Below are 9137 nucleotides of genomic sequence, written 5' to 3'. Positions count from 1 at the left end.
TACGTGCACCCTCAGAGTTTTCGATGACTTTAATTTGGCCGCCGTCCATAACTGAAACGCAGCTGTTAGTAGTTCCTAAGTCAATACCAATAATTTTAGACATATTGAAATCCTTTAAATAAATTCTTTATGATTTGTATGTATGGGTTGCATAAAAAATTTCAAGAAAAAATAGAAAATTTTCTTCCATTAGGTGGCAATGCCCCCGCCCCCCATCAATCTTTCCCTTTAACTTACCCAGCCGATACTATCACTAATGCAGGACGAACCACTCTATCCGCTAATTTATACCCTTTTTGCAATACCTGAACGATACAGTCTTTCTCTATCTCGGAGTTAGGGACAGATGAAATTGCTTGATGAAAATTGGGGTCAAATTTAGTCGAAGCATCAGGAGCAATTTCTGTAAGATTATTTCTCTCTAAAGCTTGAGTTAATTGCTTATAAGTAAGGTCCATGCCCTCTTTTAGACTTTCTAGACTTTGTTCTTCCGCACTTAAAGCCGCCTCTAGCGAATCTCTTACTGGCAATAACTCCGCCGCAAACCCCTCCAGTGCATATTTGCGAGCCTTAATAATCTCTTCATTTGAACGACGTCTAATATTTTCTACTTCAGCCATAGCACGCAAACTTTGATCTTGCATCTGCATAACTTGCTCTTGAAGCTCAGAAATCAATTTTTGTGGGTCTTCAGACTCAACAAAACCATTATCCTGTTCTAATCCCTCTAATCCCTCATCCTCGATTTGATCCTGAATATCCTCTAAAGCCTCATTATTTATTTCTTCATTAAGCTCAGAGTTATTCAAATCATTATCAGTATTTTGCATAAATACTCCAAAAAAAATCCCTAGTTACTCAATGTATCTAGGGATGGTTTTGATTATTTCAAGTAATTCTTCAAAGAGTATTTTGAATTTTCCTATAGGCCGCCGCAAAACTAATATTTGTAAGCATAACGGATTCAGAGAAATTGCGTGCATCCTCAGGCACCGTATCTAATTTGTTTAGGTCAGTCGCTTTTCGAACAACAGTCGCAGATGGCAAATAAAATCTCTCAGGAATATCGTGGCTGTCGACCACACAGTTATGACGCAATACCGATTCATCCCCCACTACCGAGTTATAAACCACAGTATTAAAGCCCACAAACACACGGTTTCCAATAACACATGGCCCATGAATGATAGATCTGTGGGCAATGCTTGAGTGCTCTCCAATCACAACTGGTGCCCCATCCTTAGAATGAATTACTACCCCATCTTGAATATTAGAATAAGCACCGATTGTAATAGGCTCGATATCCCCATTTGCGTCTACCTCATCAGCACGAATAACGGCATATGGACCGATAAACACATTCGGCCCAACAATAACCCTACCACAGACAATAGCCGTCGGGTCAACAAAAGCCGTCTCAGATACTTCAGGAAAATCACCTCTAGGATTAAGTCTTAACATTTTGACTCCAATTACTAATATGGTCATTGATAATATTTGCTAGCCCCTGAGCCCAAAATTCATCACCATTAAGGCACGGGATATAGCTAAATTTCTCGCCCCCATTTTCCAAAAATATTTCTCGTAATTCGCGGTCGATTTCATCTATTGTCTCTATGCAATCAGCCGCAAACCCAGGGGCAATAATATGCACATTTTTTACTCCCTGAGTTGGGTAAGAGCGTATAACCGATTCAGTAGCAGGCTCAATCCACTTTGCCCGACCAAATTTCGATTGAAATGCCAAATCCACTTGAGGCCCTCCCTGTGGCAATGCCCCCTTTATCAGCTCCACCGTCCGCACACATTGCTCATAATATGGATCTCCCGCATCGATCATATCTTGTGGCAGACCATGAAAGCTGCATAGCAATCTGTCTGGCTTTCCATGCTCATCCCAATGCCTTAAGATCGACTTGACAATAGCCCCAATATACTCCTCTCTTTCGTAATAGCTTTTTATAAAGCGTATCTCGGGAAGGTTCCTAATTTTATTTAAAGCTCTAGATACTGCATCGTAAACAGACCCAGTAGTTGATCCCGAATACTGCGGGTACAAAGGAACGAATAAAATTCTTTCAATTCCCTCATTACCGAACTTTTTGATTTCATCATTAATGGAGGGCGATCCGTATGTCATAGCCACCCCAACGGAAATGTTGCTTGATAAGAATTTTTTAATATTTTCCGCTAAATCCTGCGTATGATACAAAAGCGGAGCACCCCTCTCCTCAGACCAAATACTTTCATATTTAGGTACTAATTTTGGAGCTCTTAGTGGCAATATAAACGCATTCAATATCACTTTCCAAATAACTGGATTCACCTCTATTACGCGTCTATCAGATAAGAATTCTTTTAAATAGGCCCTGATTGCGGATGTTGTTGGTTTCTCTGGTGTACCTAAATTTATTAGAAGCACGCCTAAGCGATTATTACGGGAATCTAATGAAGAATGCATATTAACCATTCAATGTATTTGATAATAATTTAGCCGTGATATCAACTATGGGTATAACCTTATCGTAAGCCATGCGACTTGGACCTATCACGCCTAAAGACCCTATGATTTTACCATTTGATTTATAGGATGATGCGACTATGGATAAGTCCTGAAGTGGCATGTATGGCGACTCTCCGCCAATATATATCTGCACTCCTTGAGAATGCGATACCAAATGCAGTATATGTGCAAGTTCCGATTTTTGCTCAAAAAGCGAAAATGTCTTCTTGAGTTTTGAGAGATCACTGACCAAATCTTCAGAATCGAGAAGTTTTCCCTGACCTGCGATTTTTATTTGACCACCCGAAGATGTCAATCCAGAATCAATAGCCGATTGCATTAGGGATGATATATCAAGTTTTAAGTTTTTGAGCTGATTTGTGATTTCGCTTCTAACTTGTGAAAGAGGCATGCCTGAATAATGTGTATTTAAAAATAAAGCCGCTTCATGCAATGATGAATCCGTAATTTCAGGGTTCACATTTAGTATCTTATTGAACACTTCACCTTCAGGTGACACTAAAATCATCAGAACCGTTCTGTCCGAGAGTCGCACAAATTCGATATGCCTAAAGTGCAATTCTCTATTTGGAATTACAACTACACCTGCAAAATGTGTAAGTTTTGAAAGAATGCCTGCCGCCGTTTCAATTAAATCTGGAACTGAATTTGCATTTGAAGTACTTAAAGCTTCTTCTATGATTGCATGGCTCTCACAAAAACTCGGTTTAGAAGTAAGCAAATTATTTACAAAATATGAATACCCTTTTGGTGTGGGTACCCGACCAGCAGATGTATGGGGGCTATGAATAAGGCCTAGACGTTCTAAATCCGACATAACGTTGCGTATAGTTGCTGATGACAAACTGAAATGAGTGGCCAAAAGCTTAGACCCAACAGGTTGACCCTTTTGAATATATTCTTGAATTAATTTTGTAAGTAATTCTGAAGATCTGTCATCCATCTCAAATCCATTATGCCCAAGGATAAAAAAATCCTAGTACCAATTTTATACACTGCTTAATATATAATTCATTTAATCATATTTTGCTTATATAAGGTTGATCTATGCATTTTTCAACCATTGCTTTGGTTGGGCGTTATCAAGATTCAGGCATGGACGTGCCTTTGCGTGAATTGGCTAATCAGCTAATTGATGCGGGAATTGAAGTTATTATCGAAAAAGACACAGCTAAATATACTCGATTAAATGAGTATCACATTGGCTCTATGGACCAGATTGGTGCACTTGCAGATATGGCTATTGTTTTAGGGGGTGATGGCACAATGTTGGGAGCCGCTCGCTCACTTGCACCTTATCACGTGCCATTACTTGGCATAAATCATGGTCGTTTAGGATTTATAACAGATGTTCCAGTACATAAATCAAAAGCTGCAGTGCAGTCTGTTATTGAAGGAAAATTTACAGTTGAAAAAAGAGCCTTACTTGAAGGCTCGATAATTCGTGGGTCTGAGGAAATTCATGCAGGTATCGCACTAAATGACGTAGTATTAAATCGTGCTGGCATCGCTGGGATGATAGAGGTGTCCGTTGATTTCGATGGGGTTCATATGTATAGGCAGAGGGCCGACGGCATAATCATTTCCACCCCTACAGGATCTACTGCATATGCTCTATCTGCGGATGGACCAATTATGCACCCTAAAACAGATGCGTTTTTAGTCGTGCCCATTGCACCGCAGACACTATCACATAGGCCTATTGTGCTTCCTACCAGTGGAGCGATTACTCTAACCGTATGCGATGCGAGCCATTCAGGTTTCGGAGCAAACGTGCACTTTGATATGCAAAGCTGGAATAATCTTCAAGTGAACGACAAAATCATGGTACGAAAATCCAAGAATCCAGCTCAGTTTATCCATCCAGTGGGATATAGCTATTTCTCAACTCTACGCAAAAAACTGCACTGGAATATCATGCCAGAAGGCCATGAGGAAGGTGAATGCTAGTTTCTCTGCATATTCGTGATTTTGTGATTGTAGAACGTGCAGATATTTCTTTTGAGGAAGGATTTACTGTATTCACGGGTGAAACTGGAGCTGGAAAATCTATTTTGATTGATGCCTTACTTCTAACTCTAGGGCAAAGAGCGAGTTCATCTGTTGTACGCAGTGGTTGTGCAAAGGCTGATATAACCTCAGTTTTTACTGTTAGCGATAATGTTGGGCATTGGCTTAAAGTGCACGATTACGGGACAGACGAGTTAATTTTGCGACGCATTATTGATTCAAATTCAAATAGCAAAGCCTTTATAAATGGGGTGCCGTGTACATTGGCACAAATGAAGGAGATTGCTGAATTAGTGATTGATATTCATGGCCAGCACGCACATCAACTTTTATTACGCTCACAATCTCAACGCGATTTACTTGATGCACAGGGAGGTCATTTCTCATTAGTACGGGAAGTAGCTGATGCGTGGAATAAATGGCAATCAGCAAAAAAACTACTAGATGAAGCAAAATCAAAAGCCGATAGTATTGATAGAGAAATTGCACAGGTTCAGTGGGAGCTTAGTGAGCTTCAAGATTTACAGCCTGTTGAGGGCGAATGGGTTCTTATAAATGAAGAGCATACTAGGCTTTCAAATGCGAGTGAATTGATTGAAGGCGTTGCTCAAATCATTAATCTGCTTGATTCGGAAAACGATGGTGCTGTAAGTGCCTATGGTTCTGGAGTTGGTGTTGGTGTAGTCGATGGCTTAGAACAAAGCGTCTCAATCTTAAATGATTTAGTTGAGAGCGATAAATCCTTGCGTGATATATTAGATTCATTGGAATCCGCAAGAATTGCTGCAGATGAGGCTCACAGCGAATTACGTCGTTACCTGGATAATGTTGAAAATGATCCCGCACAACTCGAATCAGTTGAAGCACGTCTTCGCAAATACTACGATTTATCGAAAAAATTTCGCTTTCAACCAGAGGATGCACTTGAGCATAAACAGCGGTTAGAAACACGATTGGTTGATCTTGAAGTGTCTGTTGATATTGATGGGCTTGTGGCTCAAGTTAAGGATTGCGAGATTAAATATATGTCCATTGCCAGTAAACTAAGCGAAGCAAGAAGAGCCACTGCAGCGACTCTTGGGGCAGAAGTTAGTAAGGCTATGCAAACACTAGCGATGGAGGGGGGACGATTTGAGATAGCGACGGAAGCATTGCCACAAGCGAATGCTCATGGCTTGGAATCTGTTCAATTTTTAGTCGCAGGTCATGCGGGGACCGAAGTTATGCCATTATCGAAAGTCGCATCTGGAGGGGAATTAGCACGAATATCGCTTGCAATTTCGGTTATTGCCAGCCGTGCACAACAAGTGCCTACTCTTATATTTGATGAAGTTGACTCTGGGATTGGGGGCGGCGTTGCAGAAATAGTAGGCAAACTTTTGCGTAAACTTTCAAGCGACCATCAGGTTTTATGCGTCACACATTTGCCTCAGGTAGCGGCATGTGCTCATCATCATTTTGAGGTCAATAAAGAGAGCCGAGAAAGCGGAACCATCTCAACAATACGCAAATTGGATGAAACGCAAAGAGTGGACGAAATCGCTCGGATGCTTGGAGGCGTGAAAATCACTGCGACTACCAAAGCACATGCGAAGGAGCTCATAAAGACAAGTTCTGAAGAGTGAGGGATTTAGATCTATGAGTGGAATTTGCTTAGGAGAATAAGCTCAAAGCAAGGGCCTAAGCCTTGGACCTGAGATTGGAACAAAGCAAGGGCCTATAAATCAGAAGTGATAACGTCCTGCATATCGAATAAGCCAGTGTCCTTGATCTCAAGAAATAGAGCCGCCTTAAACGCCCCTTCAGCATAATGCTCACGGCTCGAAGACTTATGCGTGATTTCAATAACCTCGCCTTCACCGCAAAACATAACCTTATGTTCACCGACAATAGAGCCGCCTCGTACCACAGAAAAGCCAATATGCCCATCCTTACGAGCCCCAACCTGACCGTGGCGCGTCCAATCGGCCACATCCGCAAGATTCACGTCTAAAGTGTCAGCTATAGCCTCACCCATCATAATAGCCGTGCCTGAGGGCGAGTCGACCTTATGCTTATGATGAGCTTCGTAAATCTCTATATCATAATTTTTTAATAGCTTAGCCGCTTCTTGCAAAAGCTTAACCGTCACATTAACGCCGAAACTCATGTTCGAAGCCATCACAATAGCGATTTTCTGAGCCGCTTGCTCGATTCGATGCTTCTGCTCAGCAGTAAAACCCGTGGTGCCAATGACCATTTTCGTACCCAGCTCTTCGCACAAAGGCAGGTAATGCATAGAAGCTTCGGGTCTAGTAAAGTCAATAAGACAATCAGCCGCACGAAGCCTCTCGAGCAACTGCTCATCCGTCATACCTTGATCAAGAAGAGAGACAATTTCAAGTCTCGTAATTTGAGTGGCTGCCTCTTGAAGCATGCGTCCCATACGGCCAGAGGCCCCAGAGATAGAAATCTTCATAAATTAGTTGGCTGGAACTTCAGGTGCGGCTTCAGGCTTAACACCACCAGTTTGTTGAATTTTAAATGTCGCAGGCTGCGATTGTGGCAATGGATCCGCCTTCCAATCCACCAATCTATCATTACTGTCAAACCAAAGACTTAAATCCCGTTTAATCATAGACCCAAATCCTGATTTAAATGTGTAACGATAATCCCAGCGATTAGCCCTAAAGATATCTTTTGAAACAGGATTTCCTAATGCGAAGACCACTTGTTCTTTGGTCATTCCTTTTTGAAGTAAATCTAACTGCTCCTGAGTTACCCAGTTACCTTGTTGAATTGGAGCCTTGTACGGAAATCCCCATCGACCACCACTACATCCAGCAACAAATGACACTAGCAGAATTGAAAATGCGATCTTAGGTAAATTCGATTTTTTCATAGTTATTGTAAGAAGATTTCGTAAACATTAATTATAAAGTGTTTTATCGAAAACGGTTATAATGAAACCCAATAATATATTTGGGGATTTGCATGAGCGACTATCAAGAATTGCAAAATAAAGGCCTGAAAGCCACTTACCCTAGACTCAAAATTCTTGACCTTTTTAGAAATTCAGAAACGCGTCACTTAACTGCGGAAGATGTATTTCGACTACTTTCTGCGGAAAATGTGGATATCGGTTTAGCAACCATATATCGTGTTTTGACTCAGTTCGAACATGCTGGTTTGCTTATGCGTAACCAGTTTGATAGCACAAAATCTGTGTTCGAACTAAACGATAACGAGCATCACGATCACATGGTATGCGTCTCTTGCGGAAGAGTCGAAGAATTTGTAGATGAAACTATGGAAGCGGCTCAGAATAAAGTTGCGGACCACTATGGTTTTGAACTACTAGATCACACCATGACTATTTACGGTGTTTGCCCGAATTGCCGAACTAAATAATTCTCGGCTCTGGTTCGATTTTAATTCCAAATTTTTTATAAATATCCTCACTTATGGCATCTGATAATTCCAAAATATCGGATGCCGTAGCCCCGCCTTTATTTACTAAAACTAGTGCATGATTCTCGTGAACTGCAGCAGGCGTTCCTAGGCTTTTCCCCTTCCAACCCGCAGCTTCAATAAGCCATGCGACAGCCACCTTGTATGTATTCTCATTAATAGGATAGGCTTTAATTTCAGGAAAATCCTTAAAAATCGCTTCAAATTTTTCGCGGTCCACATAAGGATTGAGAAAGAAACTACCAGCATTGCCACAGAAAGCAGGGTCAGGAAGTTTCTGAGTACGTATATCAATCACAGCATTCATAATCGCCCGTGCATCAGACGTTTCACTTATACCTACATACTTCAGCAAATCCGCATAATTTATATCTGGCCTCCACTCCTTCGGGATGGCAATGCCCACGTGACTTATCATCGGCTTATATCCATGAGCCTTAAAGTAACTCTCCCTATAAGAGAACTGGCACTCATCCTTGGAAAAAATTTTGTGAACTCCAGTCTCTAAATCGACGGTTTCAACAGACTCAATAAATGCAGACACATCTTTTCCATAAGCACCTATATTCTGAACTGGGGCCGCTCCAACAGTACCTGGAATAAGTGCGAGATTTTCAAGACCAGGCATATCATGAGCGATTGTATACAAGACAAGTTTGTGCCATAACTCACCTGCTCCTATACGTAAACGATAATGTTCATCTGTGTGCTCTAGGTGTTCAATTCCAGATAGATGATTGATTATTACAAGCCCATTTATTTGCTCTCTTAAAATGACATTACTACCACTTCCTAATATGTAATAAGGCAAGTTGAGTTCTTTAATTGTATTAATGAGAGAAGGAATTTGTTCCTCTGATTCTAAGTAGCCGCCGTAGGCCGCTTTTGATTGAAGTTTAAAAGTATTGTGAGTGGTTAAATCAAAGTTTTTTTGTGGTAAAAACGTCATATTATTTTAATAAAGGGGATTTGGCTTGACGTGAAAGAAAGCAATCATTATAATTTATTTCTTTTGTAGACGGTAGAGATACTGCTTTACAAACTACTTCTAAATGCAAAGCTCTTTGCGTTTATGATGCGGGAATAGCTCAGTTGGTAGAGCGCAACCTTGCCAAGGTTGAGGTCGCGAGTTCGAGACTCGTTTCCCGCTCCA

11 protein-coding genes and 1 tRNA gene are annotated in these 9137 nt (G+C 41.1%); 4 read left to right on the top strand and 8 right to left on the bottom strand.

Translation table 11 applies throughout. From position 1 onward, the window contains the following. The 5 genes from T432_RS08510 to hrcA form a co-directional block, all read right to left on the bottom strand. A partial coding sequence (locus T432_RS08510; RefSeq protein WP_156026348.1) for an Hsp70 family protein occupies positions 1 to 103 on the bottom strand: 103 nt, incomplete at its 3' end. A gap of 130 nt (positions 104 to 233) precedes the next feature. Then, entirely contained in the window at positions 234 to 830 is a 597-nt protein-coding gene (gene grpE, locus T432_RS0107465) for a nucleotide exchange factor GrpE (RefSeq protein WP_028884763.1), read from the bottom strand. A gap of 70 nt (positions 831 to 900) precedes the next feature. Further along, entirely contained in the window at positions 901 to 1461 is a 561-nt protein-coding gene (locus T432_RS0107460) for an LbetaH domain-containing protein (protein ID WP_014111835.1), read from the bottom strand. Further along, on the bottom strand, positions 1448 to 2461 hold the full coding sequence (gene hemH, locus T432_RS0107455) for a ferrochelatase (RefSeq protein ID WP_028884762.1): 1014 nt from the start codon (positions 2459 to 2461) through the stop codon (positions 1448 to 1450). The genes T432_RS0107460 and hemH overlap by 14 nt, the downstream gene beginning before the upstream one ends. Before the next feature lies 1 nt (position 2462). Beyond that, on the bottom strand, positions 2463 to 3467 hold the full coding sequence (gene hrcA / locus T432_RS0107450) for a heat-inducible transcriptional repressor HrcA (protein ID WP_028884761.1): 1005 nt from the start codon (positions 3465 to 3467) through the stop codon (positions 2463 to 2465). A 104-nt stretch (positions 3468 to 3571) separates the two neighbouring features. On the opposite strand from hrcA, the gene T432_RS0107445 reads away from it, so the two are divergent. After that, positions 3572 to 4474 (top strand): NAD kinase, encoded by a 903-nt coding sequence (locus T432_RS0107445; protein WP_014111838.1) that lies wholly within the window; start codon positions 3572 to 3574, stop codon positions 4472 to 4474. Next, entirely contained in the window at positions 4468 to 6159 is a 1692-nt protein-coding gene (recN, locus tag T432_RS0107440) for a DNA repair protein RecN (RefSeq protein WP_028884760.1), read from the top strand. Before T432_RS0107445 ends, recN begins: the two co-directional genes overlap by 7 nt. Positions 6160 to 6251: 92 nt before the next feature. Here recN and dapB read toward each other — a convergent pair whose 3' ends face one another. Continuing rightward, positions 6252 to 6992, bottom strand: coding sequence for a 4-hydroxy-tetrahydrodipicolinate reductase (dapB, locus tag T432_RS0107435; RefSeq protein ID WP_028884759.1), 741 nt, complete (start codon positions 6990 to 6992; stop codon positions 6252 to 6254). Between the two features lie 3 nt (positions 6993 to 6995). Beyond that, entirely contained in the window at positions 6996 to 7415 is a 420-nt protein-coding gene (locus T432_RS0107430; RefSeq protein WP_014111841.1) for an outer membrane protein assembly factor BamE, read from the bottom strand. A gap of 92 nt (positions 7416 to 7507) precedes the next feature. Here T432_RS0107430 and fur point away from each other — a divergent pair, with 92 nt between their 5' ends. Beyond that, positions 7508 to 7924, top strand: a complete 417-nt coding sequence (gene fur / locus T432_RS0107425) for a ferric iron uptake transcriptional regulator (protein WP_014111842.1) — start codon at positions 7508 to 7510, stop codon at positions 7922 to 7924. Here the strand turns inward: fur and murB are convergent. Continuing rightward, a complete protein-coding gene (gene murB, locus T432_RS0107420; protein WP_028884758.1) occupies positions 7917 to 8933 on the bottom strand; it encodes a UDP-N-acetylmuramate dehydrogenase in 1017 nt (338 codons plus the stop codon). The genes fur and murB overlap by 8 nt on opposite strands. 128 nt (positions 8934 to 9061) lie before the next feature. Between murB and T432_RS0107415 the strand changes: the two genes are divergently transcribed. Further along, positions 9062 to 9137 (top strand) — tRNA-Gly (locus T432_RS0107415).

It is taken from the genome of Taylorella asinigenitalis ATCC 700933, from assembly GCF_000687755.1.
Lineage (GTDB): Bacteria > Pseudomonadota > Gammaproteobacteria > Burkholderiales > Burkholderiaceae_B > Taylorella > Taylorella asinigenitalis.
The sequence above is the reverse complement of the archived record's forward strand: the minus strand, read 5'-3'. Positions and strand labels throughout refer to the sequence as shown.